Source organism: Nonomuraea sp. 3N208, assembly GCF_052245935.1.
GTDB lineage: Bacteria > Actinomycetota > Actinomycetes > Streptosporangiales > Streptosporangiaceae > Nonomuraea.
Genome location: NZ_JBQQBR010000015.1, coordinates 96,475 through 112,595, shown reverse-complemented (window position 1 = coordinate 112,595; position 16,121 = coordinate 96,475). Strand labels below are relative to the sequence as shown.

The following is a 16,121-nucleotide window of genomic DNA, read 5'->3' as shown; positions in this document are numbered from 1 at the left end:
CTGTTCATAGTGCCAGGTGAAATGCCTATGTGGCAGGCGATTGCGTAAACTTCCTGCGCACGACGGGCGTGACACCGTTGAGCACCGCGTCCACCTCGCGCCCCTCCACGGCGGCGGTGAGATTGTCCAGCGTGGCGGCGAGGAGTCGGCCGGTGGCCTCGGGGGTGACGCCGGCGACGTGCGGGGACAGCAGGACGTTCGGCAGGTCGCGCAGCGGGTCGCCGGCAGGCAGCGGCTCGACGTCGAACACGTCCAGCGCCGCACCCCCGAGATGCCCGTCACGCAACGAGGAGACCAGCGCCTGCTGGTTCACGACGCCGCCTCGGGCGGCGTTCACGAGTAGGGCGCCCTGCTTCATGCGCGTGGGGTCGATCAGGTCACGGGTCTCGTCGGACAGCGCGATGACGACCACCACGACGTCGCTGCCGGAGACGAGCGTCTCCAGGTCTTCGAAGGCGGGGTCCTCGCGGGACGTGCGGGTCCAGAACGTCACGTGACAGCCGAGCGCCCGGAACAGCTCCGCGCACGACACGCCGATCGGGCCCCACCCGACGACGCCGACGCGGCGGCCGCGCAACTCGTGCGGCTGCAGGCCCTGCTGCGGCCACTCGCCCCCGCGTACGGCCGCGTCGGCCGCGGCGAGCTTGCGCGCCAGCGAGAGCGTGGCGGCCAGGCACCATTCCGAGACCGCCACGGCGCTGACGCCTGGCGTGTTGGCCAGCGGCACCCCGGCCGCGGCCAGGGCGTCGAGGTCGTGGCCGTCCACGCCCACGGACGGCTGCTGCACGAAGGCCAGCCGGGGCGCGGCCGCGACCGCCGCGGCGTCCAGGACCAGCGTGCTCGTCCAGTCGCCGAGCACGATCTCCGCCTCCGGCAGCGCCGCCAGGAGCGCGTCCCTGTCGCGGGCGGCGGGCACGCGGACGTCCACTCGGTCGCCCAGCGGGGCGAGCAGGCGCCGCATCAGCTCCTCGGGGAGCGGGGGCAGGGCGAGCAGGTTCCAGGGGCTCATGCCCCCACAGTAAAGCTGCCGATCACCTGTCGCATAAGTCCCCTGTTGCGCAGCCACTGGTTCTCGGCGACCGTCCAGGACACGATGTACGCGGTATCGCCGATCGTCAGGGCCCGGCGTACCTCCCGGTAGCGGATGCCGGCGGCGGCCCACGGCGTGTCGCCCGCCGCGCCTGCCGTCCAGGAGAACTCCCACTCCACGGCCTTGACGCCCTGATGCGTGACGGTACGGCGGCCGCGGGTCACCACGCCTTCGGCGTTCTGCCGCTTCGATTCCTCCGACGCGCGCAGGAGTTCGTTGACGTCGAGATTGGAGTAGACGGCCTCGATCCCGAGATGGGCGTTCCTGTCCCGGCGCGACCATTCCGTGTAGGCCTCTTGCAGCGCACCTCTCCAGCCGACGGGCCGCAGGATCGACCAGCCGTCACGTGACTTCCACGCCCGCACCGTCGGCGCCGTCCGCGCCACGCTGGGCGTGACGCTCGGCTCCGGTGTGGGGGTGGCGCTCGGCGTGAGCGGGCTGGTCGCCGCGGCGGCCTGAGCGGTCGCGCGTGGCGTGCCTTCGGCGGGGGCGGCGAACTTGAAGTACGCGACCGAGCCGGCCGCGATCACGACGACCGCCGCCGCGCCCGCCGCGAGCAGCGCCCGCCCGCGCCCGCCTTTCCTCTCGGGCACGTCGCGATCTGCGGCGGCGGGCTTGGATACGGCGATGGCCGCGAGCAGCCGGTCGGCCTCCTCGGCGTCCACCCGCTCCTCCGGCTCCTTGCGCAGCAGGCCGCGCAGGATCGGATGCATGATCGGCGGGATCCGCCGGTAATCGGGCTCCTCGGTGAGCAGCGCGTTGAGCGTCGCCATGGGATCGCCTCGTTCGAACGGCGAGCGCCCCACCATGCACGCGTACAACGTGGCGCCCAGCGACCACAGGTCGGAGGCCGGTCCGGCGTCGGCGGCGCGCACCCGTTCCGGCGCGAGGAAGCTGGGCGAGCCGGTGACCATGCCGGTCCTGGTGAGCGACGCGTCGCCCTCGACGGTGGCGATGCCGAAGTCGGTGAGGACGGCGCGGCCCTCGTCGGTGAGGAGGATGTTGCTGGGCTTGACGTCGCGGTGCAGGATCCCGGCCGCGTGGGCGGCCTTCAGCGCCGAGAGCACCTGCCGGCCGACGTCGGCCGCCTCGCGCACGGGCAGGGCGCCCGTGCTGAGCACGACCTGCTCGACGGTGGGGTGGCTCAGCAGCTCCATGACGATCCAGGGGCGGCCGCCCTCCTCGACGACGTCGTAGAGGGCGACGACGGACGGATGGTTGAGCTTGGCGGCGGTGCGGGCCTCCCGGACGGTGCGCATCAGCTGGCGTTCCTGGTCGCCGGGCGACAACCCGTCGGGCAGCACGACTTCCTTGATGGCGACCTGCCGGTTGAGCAGCGTGTCCCGGCCTTCCCAGACCACGCCCATCCCCCCGCGGCCCAGTTCGCGCACTAACTCGTAGCGCCTGGCGATGAGCCGGCTGTCTTCCGAAACCATGTCCGTCCCCTGTAGACCCACACGAACAGTGGGCAAGTTTCCCATACCTGGTAGGGCTTCGCCGGGGAGCCGCTTGCCAGAGCTCACCGAATGTTGTTCTACTGTCCGTATGTCTGAAGTTCGCCGAGGCCCGCTGGCCGGCGTCCGCGTGCTGGAGCTCGCAGGCCTGGCCCCTGGACCGTTCGCGGGGATGATGCTGGCCGACCACGGCGCCGAGGTGCTGCGGGTGGATCGGGTCAAGGCGGTCTCCGACCAGCCGCGCAGGGACGTCATGGATCGGGGCAAGCGCACGATCGGGCTGGACCTGAAGGCGCCCGAGGGCGTGGCCGCGTTCAAGGAGCTGGCCAGGCACGCCGACGTGGTGATCGAGGTGTTCCGGCCCGGCGTGGCCGAGCGACTCGGCATCGGCCCCGCCGACCTGCACGCGGTGAACGAGCGGCTGATCTACGGCCGGATGACCGGCTGGGGCCAGGACGGGCCGCTGGCCCCGACGGCCGGGCACGACATCGACTACATCGCGATCTCCGGCATCCTGTCGATGCTGGGGCGCGAGGGGGACAAGCCGACGCCGCCGATCAACATCCTGGGCGACTTCGCCGGCGGCGGGCTCATGCTGGCGTACGGGGTCCTGCTGGCCCTGTTCGAGCGCGAACGCACCGGCAAGGGCCGGGTGATCGACGCGGCGATGGTGGACGGGGCGGCGGTCCTGTTCGCGATGTTCTACCAGGGTGTGCAGAGCGGCTTCTGGGGGCCTCGGGGCACCAACCTGCTGGACACGGGCGCCCCGCAGTACGACACGTACGAGACCGCCGACGGGAAGTATGTGGCCGTGGGAGCGCTGGAGCCGCAGTTCTGGGACACGATGGTGTCCCTGATGGGCCTGACGGATCTGCCCGACAGAAACGACCGGGCCCAGTGGCCCGCGCTGAGGGCCCGCCTTGCCGCGGCGTTCAAGACCAGGACGCGAGCCGAGTGGGAGGAGCTCTTCGAGGGCTCCGACGCGTGCGTCTCACCCGTCTTGTCCATGTCCGAAGCCGCCGCCCACCCGCACAACGCCGCTCGCGGCAGCTTCGCCGAGGTCGGCGGCGTCACCATGCCGCTGCCCGCGCCCCGCCTGCTGGGTGCCCCCGACCCCGACCTATCGCCGGCCACCCGCCTCACCGACCTCTCGGACTGGGGGTTGTCCCAGGAGGAAGCGGAGAAGCTGCGCGGCCAAGGGGTGCTCGCATGACCTCGTGCGCGGAGTAGTCCTTCAGTCGGATCGAGTCGTGCAGGCGCACGCCCTTGCTGGTGATCTTGGTGGCGGCCCTGGTCAGCGCGGCCGGCAGGTGCGCGACCAGCCCCACGGCCGCGCCGACCGCCCAGAGATCGAAACGGCTGCCCGGGACGATGCGCTTGGCCGCGTTGACGGCGAACGTACGGCTGCGGCGCACGTAGTCGCCGATCTCCGCCTCGTAGGCGGGGAAGGCCCGCGTGTGGTCGCCGCCGTGCGCGGCCAGCTCCCCCGCCAGGATGTACGCCCCCACGACCGCCAGGCTCGTGCTGCCGCCGACGGCGGGCCCGGGGCAGTAGCCGGCGTCGCCCACCAGCGTCACCCGGCCGCGTGACCAGGAGTCCAGACGGAGCTGGGTGATCGAGTCGAAGTAGAACGCCGGCGTGTCGTCCAGCTCCTCCATGATCCTCGGCACCTCCCAGCCCATTCCGTCGAAGTGCTCCCGCAGTAACCGCTTCTGCGCGGCCACGTCCCTGTGGTGGTAGTCGAGCGGCTCCGGCGTCCTGAACAGGAACACCGCCCGCGCGTCGGCCATGTGCGGCGCACCCATGCCGGCCATCCTGCCCACCCCCGCGATGCCCTCCATACGGCCGTCGAGGCCCAGGAAGTTGGGGACCGAGACCACGGCGAGGTAGGCGCCGATCCAGGTGGAGAACTCGGACTCGGGGCCGAAGACCAGGCGGCGCACGTTGGAGTGCAGGCCGTCCGCGCCGATCACCAGGTCGAAGCGGGCCTCCCGCCCGCTGTCGAACGTCACCGCGCCGTCGTCGGAGATGGAGGCGATCGAGTCGCCGAAGACGTACTCGACGTCGTCGCGGGTGAGGTCGTAGAAGATCTCGCTCAGGTCGTCGCGCATGATCTCGACGTGCCGGTCGGACACGGCCGCCATCAGCCGGCCCACCTCCAGGTGGACGGGGCGGTCGTAGCCGACCCTGTGGACGGTCATGTGCTCGATTCCGGTCTTCTTGGCCACGACCTGCTCCAGGACGCCCATCTGCTCGACGATGTCCATCGCCGGCTTGAACAGGTCGATCGCGTGCCCGCCCGTCTTACGCAGGGCCGGGGCGCGCTCCACGACGGTGACGGCGAACCCGTACCTGGTGAGCCAGTAGGCGAGAGCCGGTCCTGCGATGCTCGCGCCGGAGATGAGGACTCTCATTCCGATCCCCCTTACTTAACGGAAGGTAAATCGACGCTAGCATACTTAACGGTAAGTAAGCGATAGTCTTGGGCCATGCCCAGCGATACCAAGTCCCGCATCCTGGAGGTGGCCCGCGAGCTGTTCGTCCAGCAGGGCGTGCAGAACACGAGCCTGCGCCAGATCTCCGAACGGCTGGGCATCACCAAGCCCGCGCTCTACTACCACTTCGCCTCGCGGGAGGACCTGGTGCGCAGCATCGTGCAGCCGATGGTCGAGGACGTGGAACGGTTCGTGGCGACGCGGGAGCCGGGAGGCGACGCGCGGGAACTGCTCGAGGACTACTTCGAGCTGACCTGGCGGCACCGCGACGTGATCGTCATGATGGTGCGGGAGATGTCCACGCTGGGCTACCTGGACCTGGGCACGCGCATGTTCGACTGGCGGCGCACGCTGGTCCGTCTGCTGCTCGGGCCGGACGTCACCCTCGAGCAGCAGATCCGGGCGACGGTGGCGCTCGGCGGGATGTCGGACTGCTCGGCGGAGTACGCGCACCTGCCGATGGAGCAGGTCAAGCCGACGGCCGTCGAGGCGGCGGCCGCCGCGCTCGGACTTGCCTAGCCCGGGCTCCCCTGAGGTCGGACTCGCCTAGCCCGGGCTCCTCTGAGCTCGGACTCGCCTAGATGGCGATGTAGAGGTCCACCCCCTGCGGGTGGTGCACTTCGAGGTCCGTCGTGTACGCGCGGGGCGGCGTGCCGCCCGACTCGGTGTGCTTCCACACCCGCTGCCACGCTTCGACGAGCGACTGCGGCATCGGCCCGCGGGCCTCCACCCTCAGCGCTTGCACGGCCGGCACCCGTACGGCCACCATCCCCTCGGGCAGTCGCGGCACCGTCCGCACGCCGATGCCGACGATCTGCGTGTAGGCCCCGTTGTGGTCGCTCTCGTAGTCGGTCAGCACGGCATAGAGGTTCTCGTCGACCTGGCCGGGCACATGCGCGAAGGCCCCGGGTGCGCCCGCCCGCTGCCACAATGCGGGCAACTTGGCCCGTGCCGGATCCATCTCGTCGGCATTGGTGGTCCGTACGACGTAGCCGACCACGGTCAGCTCGGCCCGTTCGGTGACATCCACAGACCCTCCCTCCCCCAAAAGTGTCCCGGCCGATCATAAGCCCCCGCGAAAGGGGGAAACTCCTTGGTGACGCATTACCGCATATGATGGACGAACGTGAAATTTCTTAATGGCCTCGCGCCGCACCACGATCTGACCTACAGCGACGTGTTCATGGTTCCGTCGCGTTCCTCGGTCGGATCACGGCTCTCAGTCGACCTGTCCACCCACGACGGCACTGGGACGACCATCCCCATCGTCGTGGCCAACATGACCGCGGTCGCCGGCCGGCGCATGGCCGAGACCGTGGCCCGGCGGGGCGGCCTCGCCGTGATCCCGCAGGACATACCGCTGGACGTCGTGGCGAACGTCGTCGACTGGGTCAAGAAACGCGACCTCATCCACGACACGCCGCTGACGCTCACCCCGCACGACACCGTAGGGGAGGCGCTGCACCTGCTGCCCAAGCGGGCACACGGCGCGATCATCGTGGTCGACTGGGACAACCGGCCCGTCGGCGTCGTCACCGACGCCGACTGCCAGGGCGTGGACATGTACACGCAGCTGTCGCATGTCATGTCGAGCGAGCTGCTGACGCTGCCGGCCGGGCTGGACCCGCGGTCCGCCTTCGACCGGCTGCACGAGGGCCGGCACCGGCTGGCGCCCATCGTGGACGCCGACGGGCGACTGGTCGGCATCCTCACCCGTACCGGCGCCCTGCGCGCCACCCTCTACCAGCCTGCGCTCGACGCCCAGGGCCGGCTCCGCATCGCCGCCGCCGTCGGCGTGAACGGCGACGTGGCCGCCAAGGCCAAGGAACTGCTGCAGGCCGGGATCGACTGCCTGGTCGTGGACACCGCGCACGGCCACCAGGAGAAGATGCTCTCGGCGTTGCGCTCCGTCAAAGCCCTCGACCCCGGCGTGCCCGTCGCGGCGGGCAACGTGGTGACGGCGGGCGGCGTACGCGACCTGGTGGACGCCGGGGCCGACATCCTCAAGGTCGGAGTGGGCCCGGGCGCCATGTGCACGACGCGGATGATGACCGGGGTGGGCCGACCGCAGTTCTCCGCCGTGCTCGAGTGCTCCGCCGAGGCGCGCCGGCTGGGGCGGCACGTGTGGGCGGACGGCGGCGTGCGGCACCCGCGCGACGTGGCGCTGGCGCTGGCCGCCGGGGCCTCCAACGTGATGATCGGGTCGTGGTTCGCCGGCACGTACGAGTCGCCGGGCGACACCCACACCGACGCGAACGGGCGCAAGTACAAGGAGAACTACGGCATGGCCTCCGCGCGGGCCGTGCGGCTCAGGACGGCCGAGGACTCGGCGTTCGAGCGGGCCAGGAAGGCGTTGTTCGAGGAGGGCATCTCGACGTCCAGGATGTATCTGGATCCGAAGCGGCCCAGCGTGGAGGACCAGATCGACGCGATCGTGGCGGGGCTTCGGTCGGCGTGCACGTACGCGGGGGCGCCGGATCTGGAGGAGTTCCACGCGCAGGCGGTCGTGGGGATCCAGAGCTCGTCGGGGTACGCCGAGGGGATGCCGTTGCACCAGAGCTGGTGATATGCGGCGGGGTGTGGGCGACTTCCGGCCGACCGAACAGAGGCCAGGATGCTCGCCCACCGTTACCGCGACCGCGCACCACGCCACGGCGCACCGACCAGAGCACGCCGGGCCGGGTGGGCCCATGCGGATTGCGCCGGGGCGAGTCGGGACGTGTTGAGCGTTGCGTGCGGTCAAGGGTCGGTGCGCCTCCAGCCGCCGGCCGCGTTGATCCCGCCGTCCACATGCACCGTCGTCCCCGTGACGAACCTAGCCAGGTCGCTCGCCAGGAACACGGCCGTACCCGCCGCGTCCGCGGGTTCCCCGAGGTAGCCGAGCGGCGGAATGCGTACCGGCTCGTAGGGCAGCGGGCGAGCCAGCATACGCTCGCGCACACCCGCCTCACCCTCGGTAGGCAGCGCGTCAGGCGCTATCGCGTTCACCCTGATGCCCCTGGGCGCCAGCTCCAGGGCCAGGGACTTCGTCAGGCTCTCCAGGGCGGCCTTCATCGCCGCGTACACCGCGAACCCCGGCGCCGCCTGATGCGCTTCGCTCGACGTCACATTGATGATCGAGGAGCCGGGGAGCATCATCGGCAATAGATGCCGGATCATGCCGGTGACTTGCGAGAAGTTCTCTTCGATGAGGGTCCGCTCGCCGCGTGGCGAGGTGTCGGCGAACGCGGCGTAGAAGGTGCCGCCCGCGTTGTTGACCAGCACGTCGACGCGGCCCCAGCGCTCCCGTACGGCCTGGGCGAACACCTCCACCGCCGCCTGGTCGCGCACGTCGAACGTCATCGCCACCTCGGCGCGCGGCGTGTCGCGGTCGCAACCCGCGACGTGGGCGCCGAACGCGGCGAACGCCTCCGCGATCGCCAGCCCGATGCCCCGGGCCGCGCCGGTGACCACGGCGACGCGCCCGGTGAGCAGGATCGCGTCAGGTGTGAGGCCGGTCATGAACGATGACGATATCCCGAGCGCATAGAGTCGTCGGGTTCATATCTCATCGTCCATCATCGTTATCAGGAGCACGTCGTGGCACTCGAAAAGCCCGAGATCGACTTCCCCGAGGGCAACCCGCCCGCCGACCTGGAGATCGTCGACCTGGTGGCGGGCGACGGCCCGGAGGCCAAGCCCGGCCATCGCGTCCGCGTTCATTACGTGGGCGTCGCCTTCTCGACCGGGGAGGAGTTCGACGCCTCGTGGAACCGCGGGGAGGCGTTCGAGTTCCCGCTCGGCGGGGGGCGCGTCATCGCGGGCTGGGACCAGGGGGTCGCCGGCATGAAGGTCGGTGGCCGGCGCAAGCTCGTCATCCCGCCACACCTGGGGTACGGCAGCCGGGGCGCGGGCGCGCGCATCAAGCCGAACGAGACGCTCATCTTCGTCGTCGACCTGCTCGGCGTCAGCTGACAGGCGTCCCGTCCGTCAGCTGACGACCTCACCACCGTCAGCTGACGGACACCACCCGTCCAGCACCACCAGGGGGCCCTCGCCCGCATCACCCTGACAACGCCACCTCGCCGGCGTACGGGCGGACCAGGCGGACCGGACCGACGGGTCAGGCGGACGGAACGAGCCGACCGCGTGGACGGGGCAGCGGAGCGACCAGACCGACCGGACAGGCCGGCGGAGCGGGGAGCAGTGCGCGGGAGTTGGCAGGCGATCAGCCACCACACAGCCGTCACCACAGAGCCAGTCACCGCACACCCGTCACCACACAGCGCTCGACACAGCGTCGATACCGGGTAGGGAATGTCGGCGGCGTGAGGCACGATAGGCGTGTGCTTCTGATCGACGTGGTCCGAGTTTCCGAGGCGGTGACGCGCACGTCCGCCAGGCTAGGCAAGATCGCCCATCTGGCGGAGCTGCTGGGCCGGGTCAGCCCGGACGAGGCGGAGATCGCGATCTCCTACCTTTCTGGCGAGCTGCCCCAACGGCAGGTGGGCGTCGGCTGGCGCACGCTCGAGGACCTGCCCCAGCCCAAACTGGCCGCCACCGCCACACTGACCACGGTCGACGAGTTGCTGACGAGGATCAAGGCCGTCTCAGGCCCGGGCTCGCAGGCGGCGCGCAGGGCCCTGGTGGCCGAGCTGTTCGCCGGATTGACGAGCCAGGAGCAGCAGTTCATGCGCCGGCTGCTGCATGGCGAGCTACGGCAGGGCGCGCTCGACGGCGTCATGATCGAAGCGGTGGCCAAGGCGTCCGGCGCGCCGTCGGCGGACGTGCGGCGCGCGCTGACCTTGCGCGGCTGGCTTCCCGCTGTCGGAGCGGCCGCGCTGAGCGGTGGGGTGGTGGCGCTGCACGCGTTCCGCTTGGAGGTGGGCCAGGCGGTCGCCCCCATGCTGGCCGGCAGTGCGCCCAACGTCGCCGCGGCCCTGGACAAGGCCGGCACGCCGGCGGCGCTGGAGTGGAAGCTCGACGGCGTGCGCGTTCAGGCCCACCGCTCCGGCTCCGAGGTGAAAGTCTTCACCCGTACGCTCGACGACATCACTCCGCAAGTGCCCGAACTGGTCGAGGCCGTGTTGGAGATGCCGTCGGAGGATCTGGTGCTGGACGGTGAGGTGATCGCGCTGCGCCCCGACGGCCGCCCGCACCCGTTCCAGGTCACGGCGAGCCGGGCCACCAGCAAGACCAACGTTGCCCAGCTGCGCGAGCAGACGCCGCTGAGCGTGTTCTTCTTCGACGCACTGCGCGTGGACGGCGCTGACCTGCTCGATCTCACCTACGCGCAGCGACAGGAGGCGCTGGCCCGCACGGTCCCGCAGGGCCTGCTGACGCCGCGGCTGGTCACGGGTGACGTGTCGGAGGCGGAGAAGTTCTTCACCGACGTGGTGAAGGCCGGCCATGAGGGCCTGGTGGTCAAGTCCCTGTCGTCCCCGTACGCGGCGGGCCGCCGGGGCGCCGGCTGGATCAAGGTCAAGCCCCGCCACACCCTCGACCTGGTGGTCCTGGCCGCCGAGTGGGGCCATGGCCGGCGCGAGGGCAAGCTGTCCAACCTCCACCTAGGCGCCCGCGATCCGGAGGGCGGCTTCGTGATGCTCGGCAAGACCTTCAAGGGCCTGACGGACGAGTTGCTGGCCTGGCAGACCCAGCGTTTCCTGGAGCTGGCCGAGGGGCCGACCGACACGTGGACGGTCAACCTCCGGCCCGAGTTGGTGGTGGAGATCGCCTTCGACGGGGTCCAGCGCTCGCCCCGCTACCCGGGCGGCATGGCCCTGCGCTTCGCCCGGGTCCTGCGCTACCGCCTGGACAAGCAGGTGGAGGACGCCGACACGGTGGACACGGTCCGCTCTCTCATGTTCTGACCGCTGACGTCCTTCATGTTCCGACCGCTGACGTCCCTCACCTTTTGACGGCTCACGTCCCTCACGTTCTGCTCTGGGCGTCTCCCCTGTTCCGACTGCTGACGTCCCTCACGTTCTGAACTGCGGACGTCTGCCCTGTTGCGACCGGTGACGGCTCTAGCGTTCTGACGGCTCACGGCCCTCACATGCTGATCTCTGATCCCGGCGGACCGGTTATGGAAGCCACCCGCGCGCTGCCAGCGGGTGGCGCGGCGCGGGGATCCTGAACGCCCAAGATCCATGGCATACGTTGACGTTTTGGGCGATCTTGCGACCTAAGTGATATATGTCACTGAACATTGCATTAAGGTGTCTTTACTTCCTATTTGTCCCTTATGTTCGTCCTCACCGCGCGGACCCCCTGCCGCGCCGACGGATCGGCCGCCGCACACCCCTCCCATCCTGCGGACCGGTCTTTCCCTGCCCTTTCCCCTATCTAGGACCGTGGTTTACCTTGGGTCAGCACTCCCCCCAGAAGCCGTCCCCCACCGGCAGGCGCCGCTGGATCGCCATCGCGGTGGGGACCGTCGTCCTCGTCACCGCCTCGTCCGCCGCATGGGCGACCCTCGCCAACGACGACTCCCCGACGCACACGGCCGCCCCTGCCGCGGCTCAGGGATCGCCCCCTACCACCGAACCGGCGACGGCCAACGAAGCGGCCCGCCAACCCACCCTGAAGACCCCCGCCCCCAAACCGCCGTCGGCCGCCTACCCGAACCCGGCCAAGCCCACGGAGCAGCCCGCCAACCCCACCGAGGCGTCGGCCAAGCCCTCGCAGCGGCCGACCAGGGCCAAGACCGAGGCCGCGAAGCCCAAGGTCCGGGTCCTGTCGTCCGGCTCATGCGGCGCCTCGTTCTACGACGAACCCCAGATGACGGCCAGCGGCGAGCGCTTCAACCCCTCCGCCATGACCGCCGCCCACAAGACCCTCCCCCTGGGCAGCAAGGTCCGCGTGACGAACCCCAACAATGGCGAGTCGGTCACGGTCCGCATCAACGACCGGGGTCCGTACATCGGCGGTCGCTGCCTCGACCTCTCCGCCGCCGCCTTCTCCGCCATCGGCAACACCGGCGCGGGCGTCATGAGGGTCAAGTATGAGGTCCTGGCCCGCTGAGCCCCCTTCGCATGATCGGCCCCGCGCCGTCCTTTCATCGACTCTCCTCCCCAGAAAGGGCGGGAAGGGCACAGAGGTCACGATCACGCGAAATATGGGCGAGGGCTCATTTGACCAGGCGAATGGTCATGGGATAGCGGAAGTTGCTCTCCGACAGTGCGGAGACGCCGCCGACGATGGCGAGCACGACGGACGCGACCCAGATGACCGGCAGCAGCACGACGCCGATGACGGTGAGCGGTAGCAAGAACGTCGCGCCGACCACCGTGATCTGGAAGTTGAGCGCCTCCAGGGCGTGCCTGCGGATGTAGGGCGACGTCTTGCCGCCGGTGAGCAGCAGAATCAGCGGGCCCGCGATCGGAATCCCGAGGAGTACGAGGAGATGGGCGGCGGCCGCGCCGAGGCGCTCGTTGCTCTCCGGCGCGCCGGAGCTCGGCCCCGGGCGAGCCTGGGTCGGCCGTGGGGTGAGCTGGGGCGCGACCTGGGTGCCGTACAGCTCGGTCATGATGGGCATCAGGTCCCCGTGGGTGCGCGCCGTCATCGCGCGCTCCAGCCGGTCGTCGAACTCGAGCTTGTCGAAGCGGCCTTCCGCGTACGCCGCCTGGACGTGCTCGACCACGTGCTCTCGGTCCTGGTTGGTGACGCGCAAATGTGCTGGCGGCACCTGTCCCGGCCCGGGGGTTGTCGGTACCCCAGCCATAGTCGCCATGCCTCTCCTTAGGTAATGAGCTGTCCCCCTCATACTGCGTCGCCAATGCCGCGGGTGGTATCGGGAGAATCCCGGATGTGTCCCCTAGATCATCCCCGACGCGCGCGGGCTCCAGACGGTATAAAAAGGATGCATGAGATGGCGAGACCGCTACGGCCTTCGTCGGCAACGCGGCCCTAAGGTCGCGAAGTTCGACCGTGAGGCGACAGACGCCGACATCGAAGCGCTTATCGCCTTTGCCCGTTCGCGGCGTGGCGTCGAGTTCTATGTCGAGCCAGAGACGTTCGCCACCGACACGACGGCTGTGGCGGTGGCCGACGACGGCGAATGGACCAGGCGAAGGGTCGGATCCCCCTCGGTGATTCACAAGGTCGCTCGCGATCTTGCATTGCCGGTGTACGACGTTCAGCTCACGGGGTATCCGCCGCGCATGCGTGCTTATAACGAGCGAAGGCGCCGCGAGGAAGGAACCCTCTAGTCCAACACATTTGTCCCGCCGCACCCTTGACCCCGTTTTCGTCCCCACTCACTCCCCTGCCGACCCCCAGCCTCGTTTCCCGCTCGTCACCACGACTACGTACCTACGTTTGCTTCTCCGCCCTTTCGCCGTAGTTCGGCGCGGGTTTTTTGAGGAGGATGTCGAGGGGTGCAGGTCGAGCAGCCGACGACGGCGTCGCTCATCCGCAGGGTGCCGGGTCTGAACGGCGGGAACCCGCGGCCGGGGCACCAGAGCGGTGCGCTTTCCCGCCCTTCGCCGCACTTCAGTGCGGATCCTCTGGCGTGGGGGTCGAGAGGTGTGGGTCATGCGGGTGGGATGGGTGGGTCTTCCTCGTCCAGGAGGTTGACCAGTGGGAGGAGCCAGCCCGCGTGCGCGCGGCCCATGGCCGCGTCGAGTTCGGCGGGGGTGGGCATGCGATCTCGCATGATGGCTGGGGACAGCAGATTTTGGACCGCGTGCATGAGAAGGTTCGCCATCGAGTAGGCGGGGTCGACGGTCAGAGCGCGTTCGAGTGCGATGGTGGCCTGCACGCTGTTTCCCGCCCGCCAGGCAGCCATAGCCAGCAGGGACGCGGCGGGCGGGACGAAACGGGGCTCGAGCCTGCGGGTCAGGTCCTTCCACAGCGAGGCATGGGACTCGCGCATGAGCGTCCAGGCCTCGTCGCGGACCCTGGTGATCGCGAGGCCGAGGCCCAGCCTCGCTGCTTCCGCGTCGGACAGCCGACCGCCTTCGGTGTGGGTGGCCAGCGCTGATCGGACGCGTGCCAGGCCTTCCGCCACGTAGTGTCGGGCGAAGGCGTCCAGGTCCGCGTCGGCCGCGAGTCTGGACCTGAGCTCCGCGATGGCGTCGGCCGTGGCGCGGCGCATCGCCATCCGCACGGGTCCCGTGACGGGGGCCACAGTGCGCTCCAGGGCCTCGCGGTCGGGCAGGGCGACCAGGCCGCGCACGGTCGCCTCGGCTGCGATCTGGCTCGTCGTAGGATCGTACGGCGTGCCCTCCGCCGGGCAGCACCTCGGCAGATCGCAGACGTATGACCAATAGCGGCCCTCGTGGGCCCGCAGTGCCTCACCGACGTGGACCTCGGCCTTGGCCGCCAGGAGCCTGGCCTCGTCCACCACGGGCGTGACCGCGTCTCCTGCGCCGTAGCCGATGATGACGACCTGGGTGACGCCCTCCCGGTCGAACAGCGGCGCCAGCGGGGCGAGGGCCCCCGGTGGGAGCGGCAGACCCCATCTGACCACCATCTTGGCCTGGCCACGGTCGAGCCCGATGATGACGAGGCTGCTGCTCGGGTGGAAGCCGACCAGGTAGGGGACGGCGGCCAGGATGTCGGCGGGGCTGGTCAGGGTGAGGCAGGGCTCGTAGGCGGGGGAGGCGTTGGTCGTCATGGACGGTAAGGGTGCCGGGCGGACGGGTCGCGGCGTGGGACCGAACGGGGTTCTGGGGATGAGGGTGCTCTGCTCGGCCTGGCCTGTGGACGACGCCTTCCCGTCGATGTCCCCCGACGGGCGTCACGCGGGCGTGGCGGGTCCGTGGGGTCCGGGCTGGGCGGGGACCAGCCGGTGGCGTACGAGGAGCGCGGCGCCCGCCACCGCGGCCGGCATGGCGATCACCGCCACGAACGGCACCAGGAACAGCAGGAACACCGCCACCCCGAACCCCAGCGCACTGGCCTTGTTAGCGCGCAGGAGCGCGAAGCGCTGCTTGCGGGCCATGCCCCGCCGTTCCAGCGCCAGCGTGGTGAGCTCGACTGTCAGGAAAAATCCGGACACGGCGGCCCCCAGCACCGGCACCACGGTCTGGCCGACGACGGGCACGAAGCCCAGGAAGAACAGCGGCACCGTGAACAGCAGCACATAGAACAGCGTCACCAGGCTGTCCCTGATCGAGCGCGGCAGCGTACGCCAGAACGGCTGCTCGACCTCGCGCTCGAGTGCGTCCACCGCCGATGACAACTTCTCGTAGAACGGCTCCCCGATCGCCAGGGTGACCGCCGCGAACGTCAGCACCGCCACCGCCAGCCCGCCGACGAACAACGCGATCCCCACCAGCGTCCGGAACAGCTCGCGCCAGCTCCACGAATCCGCGAACGGTGTCAGGAACGCGGCCAGATCACTGGCGTTGGTGCCCAGGAAGATCAGCGCCACCACGTAGACGGAGAACGCGATCAGCGCCGGGATCATCCCGAACGCCCACCACCGCCCGTTCCTGGCCACCCACCCGAACCCCTGGAGGAAGAACCCTATGCCGGAGGTGAAGTCACGCACTGATCGCATGCCCGGCAGGCTAGCGCCAGAAGGCGGTCACCGCGTAGCCCAGCTCCGCGAACAGGTCGCGAAGCAGCGGCAACGAGATGCCGAGCACGTTGCCGTGGTCGCCCTCGATGCCCTCGACGAACCACCCGCCGCGCCCCTCGATGCTGAACGCCCCGGCCAGGTTGAGCGGCTCGCCGGTGGCGGCGTACGCGGCGATCTCCTCGTCGGACGGCTGGCCGAAGCGGACCACGGTCGTGGCCACCTCCGCAGCCTGCCGGCCCGTCGGGACGTCGATCACGCAGTGGCCCGTCACGAGGCGGCCGGTGCGGCCGCGCATGAGCCGCCACCGCTCCACGACCTCCTCCTCGGAGGCCGGCTTGCCGTACGGGCGGCCGTCGAGCTCCAGGATCGAGTCGCAGCCGATGACCAGCCCCTCGTCGAGCCCGCTCGCCACGGCCTCCGCCTTCGCCTTGGCCAGCACCAGGCTGAGCGCGGCAGGGCTGTGCGCGGTGTAGGCGTCCTCGTCGACCCCGCTGACGATCACCTTGGGGTCGAGGCCGGCACTGCGCAGGAGGGCCAGTCGGGCGGCTGAAGCTGAGGCCAGAACGATCACCGCA

General features: G+C 70.1%; 16 protein-coding genes. 7 read left to right on the top strand and 9 right to left on the bottom strand.

From position 1 onward, the window contains the following. Nucleotides 1-25: 25 nt before the first annotated feature. Both ACTWPT_RS23605 and ACTWPT_RS23600 read right to left on the bottom strand, forming a co-directional pair. Nucleotides 26-1,009 carry an NAD(P)-dependent oxidoreductase gene (locus ACTWPT_RS23605; protein ID WP_443179604.1) on the bottom strand — a complete coding sequence of 328 codons (984 nt, stop codon included), beginning with the start codon at nucleotides 1,007-1,009 and terminating at the stop codon, nucleotides 26-28. Continuing rightward, complete coding sequence (locus ACTWPT_RS23600) at nucleotides 1,006-2,526, bottom strand: serine/threonine-protein kinase (protein WP_443179603.1); 1,521 nt, start codon at nucleotides 2,524-2,526, stop codon at nucleotides 1,006-1,008. Before ACTWPT_RS23600 ends, ACTWPT_RS23605 begins: the two co-directional genes overlap by 4 nt. A gap of 109 nt (nucleotides 2,527-2,635) precedes the next feature. Here ACTWPT_RS23600 and ACTWPT_RS23595 point away from each other — a divergent pair, with 109 nt between their 5' ends. Then, on the top strand, nucleotides 2,636-3,757 hold the full coding sequence (locus ACTWPT_RS23595) for a CaiB/BaiF CoA transferase family protein (protein ID WP_443179602.1): 1,122 nt from the start codon (nucleotides 2,636-2,638) through the stop codon (nucleotides 3,755-3,757). Here the strand turns inward: ACTWPT_RS23595 and ACTWPT_RS23590 are convergent. After that, on the bottom strand, nucleotides 3,684-4,958 hold the full coding sequence (locus ACTWPT_RS23590; protein ID WP_443179601.1) for an FAD-dependent monooxygenase: 1,275 nt from the start codon (nucleotides 4,956-4,958) through the stop codon (nucleotides 3,684-3,686). The genes ACTWPT_RS23595 and ACTWPT_RS23590 overlap by 74 nt on opposite strands. A 75-nt stretch (nucleotides 4,959-5,033) precedes the next feature. On the opposite strand from ACTWPT_RS23590, the gene ACTWPT_RS23585 reads away from it, so the two are divergent. Next, on the top strand, nucleotides 5,034-5,558 hold the full coding sequence (locus ACTWPT_RS23585; protein WP_443179600.1) for a TetR/AcrR family transcriptional regulator: 525 nt from the start codon (nucleotides 5,034-5,036) through the stop codon (nucleotides 5,556-5,558). Between the two features lie 58 nt (nucleotides 5,559-5,616). Here the strand turns inward: ACTWPT_RS23585 and ACTWPT_RS23580 are convergent, their stop codons facing one another. Continuing rightward, complete coding sequence (locus ACTWPT_RS23580; RefSeq protein WP_443179599.1) at nucleotides 5,617-6,069, bottom strand: GyrI-like domain-containing protein; 453 nt, start codon at nucleotides 6,067-6,069, stop codon at nucleotides 5,617-5,619. A gap of 96 nt (nucleotides 6,070-6,165) precedes the next feature. On the opposite strand from ACTWPT_RS23580, the gene ACTWPT_RS23575 reads away from it, so the two are divergent. Beyond that, on the top strand, nucleotides 6,166-7,605 hold the full coding sequence (locus ACTWPT_RS23575; RefSeq protein ID WP_443179598.1) for a GuaB1 family IMP dehydrogenase-related protein: 1,440 nt from the start codon (nucleotides 6,166-6,168) through the stop codon (nucleotides 7,603-7,605). A 173-nt stretch (nucleotides 7,606-7,778) separates the two neighbouring features. Here ACTWPT_RS23575 and ACTWPT_RS23570 read toward each other — a convergent pair whose 3' ends face one another. Continuing rightward, on the bottom strand, nucleotides 7,779-8,540 hold the full coding sequence (locus tag ACTWPT_RS23570; RefSeq protein ID WP_443179597.1) for an SDR family NAD(P)-dependent oxidoreductase: 762 nt from the start codon (nucleotides 8,538-8,540) through the stop codon (nucleotides 7,779-7,781). A 78-nt stretch (nucleotides 8,541-8,618) separates the two neighbouring features. On the opposite strand from ACTWPT_RS23570, the gene ACTWPT_RS23565 reads away from it, so the two are divergent. The 3 genes from ACTWPT_RS23565 (at nucleotide 8,619) to ACTWPT_RS23555 (ending at nucleotide 12,041) form a co-directional block, all read left to right on the top strand. Continuing rightward, on the top strand, nucleotides 8,619-8,993 hold the full coding sequence (locus ACTWPT_RS23565; protein ID WP_443179596.1) for an FKBP-type peptidyl-prolyl cis-trans isomerase: 375 nt from the start codon (nucleotides 8,619-8,621) through the stop codon (nucleotides 8,991-8,993). 371 nt (nucleotides 8,994-9,364) lie between these two features. Beyond that, nucleotides 9,365-10,888 carry an ATP-dependent DNA ligase gene (locus ACTWPT_RS23560; RefSeq protein WP_443179595.1) on the top strand — a complete coding sequence of 508 codons (1,524 nt, stop codon included), beginning with the start codon at nucleotides 9,365-9,367 and terminating at the stop codon, nucleotides 10,886-10,888. A gap of 493 nt (nucleotides 10,889-11,381) precedes the next feature. After that, the gene (locus ACTWPT_RS23555; protein WP_443179594.1) at nucleotides 11,382-12,041 is read left to right on the top strand and encodes a septal ring lytic transglycosylase RlpA family protein; all 660 of its coding nucleotides are present in this window, start codon (nucleotides 11,382-11,384) and stop codon (nucleotides 12,039-12,041) included. A 106-nt stretch (nucleotides 12,042-12,147) separates the two neighbouring features. On the opposite strand, the gene ACTWPT_RS23550 is transcribed toward ACTWPT_RS23555, so the two are convergent. After that, nucleotides 12,148-12,750: a DUF1707 and DUF4870 domain-containing protein gene (locus ACTWPT_RS23550; RefSeq protein ID WP_443179593.1), complete on the bottom strand. Its 603-nt coding sequence runs from the start codon at nucleotides 12,748-12,750 to the stop codon at nucleotides 12,148-12,150. Between the two features lie 133 nt (nucleotides 12,751-12,883). Between ACTWPT_RS23550 and ACTWPT_RS23545 the strand changes: the two genes are divergently transcribed. Next, on the top strand, nucleotides 12,884-13,228 hold the full coding sequence (locus tag ACTWPT_RS23545; protein ID WP_443179592.1) for a hypothetical protein: 345 nt from the start codon (nucleotides 12,884-12,886) through the stop codon (nucleotides 13,226-13,228). Between the two features lie 323 nt (nucleotides 13,229-13,551). Here the strand turns inward: ACTWPT_RS23545 and ACTWPT_RS23540 are convergent, their stop codons facing one another. From ACTWPT_RS23540 to ACTWPT_RS23530, 3 genes are all read right to left on the bottom strand, one after another. Then, complete coding sequence (locus ACTWPT_RS23540) at nucleotides 13,552-14,637, bottom strand: DUF4192 domain-containing protein (RefSeq protein WP_443179591.1); 1,086 nt, start codon at nucleotides 14,635-14,637, stop codon at nucleotides 13,552-13,554. Nucleotides 14,638-14,760: 123 nt separating this feature from the next. Beyond that, nucleotides 14,761-15,525: an EI24 domain-containing protein gene (locus ACTWPT_RS23535; protein WP_443179590.1), complete on the bottom strand. Its 765-nt coding sequence runs from the start codon at nucleotides 15,523-15,525 to the stop codon at nucleotides 14,761-14,763. 10 nt (nucleotides 15,526-15,535) lie between these two features. Beyond that, complete coding sequence (locus ACTWPT_RS23530; protein ID WP_443179589.1) at nucleotides 15,536-16,117, bottom strand: nucleoside triphosphate pyrophosphatase; 582 nt, start codon at nucleotides 16,115-16,117, stop codon at nucleotides 15,536-15,538. Between the last annotated feature and the right edge of the window lie 4 nt (nucleotides 16,118-16,121).

Bases quoted from the DNA above. Each gene is read 5' to 3' on its own strand.
- ACTWPT_RS23605 (WP_443179604.1), bottom strand. From the start codon at position 1,009: ATGAGCCCCTGGAACCTGCTCGCCCTGCCCCCGCTCCCCGAGGAGCTG.
- ACTWPT_RS23535 (WP_443179590.1), bottom strand. From the start codon at position 15,525: ATGCGATCAGTGCGTGACTTCACCTCCGGCATAGGGTTCTTCCTCCAG.
- ACTWPT_RS23595 (WP_443179602.1), top strand. From the start codon at position 2,636: ATGTCTGAAGTTCGCCGAGGCCCGCTGGCCGGCGTCCGCGTGCTGGAG.
- ACTWPT_RS23545 (WP_443179592.1), top strand. From the start codon at position 12,884: ATGAGATGGCGAGACCGCTACGGCCTTCGTCGGCAACGCGGCCCTAAG.
- ACTWPT_RS23550 (WP_443179593.1), bottom strand. From the start codon at position 12,750: ATGGCGACTATGGCTGGGGTACCGACAACCCCCGGGCCGGGACAGGTG.
- ACTWPT_RS23585 (WP_443179600.1), top strand. From the start codon at position 5,034: ATGCCCAGCGATACCAAGTCCCGCATCCTGGAGGTGGCCCGCGAGCTG.
- ACTWPT_RS23570 (WP_443179597.1), bottom strand. From the start codon at position 8,540: ATGACCGGCCTCACACCTGACGCGATCCTGCTCACCGGGCGCGTCGCC.
- ACTWPT_RS23540 (WP_443179591.1), bottom strand. From the start codon at position 14,637: ATGACGACCAACGCCTCCCCCGCCTACGAGCCCTGCCTCACCCTGACC.
- ACTWPT_RS23590 (WP_443179601.1), bottom strand. From the start codon at position 4,958: ATGAGAGTCCTCATCTCCGGCGCGAGCATCGCAGGACCGGCTCTCGCC.
- ACTWPT_RS23600 (WP_443179603.1), bottom strand. From the start codon at position 2,526: ATGGTTTCGGAAGACAGCCGGCTCATCGCCAGGCGCTACGAGTTAGTG.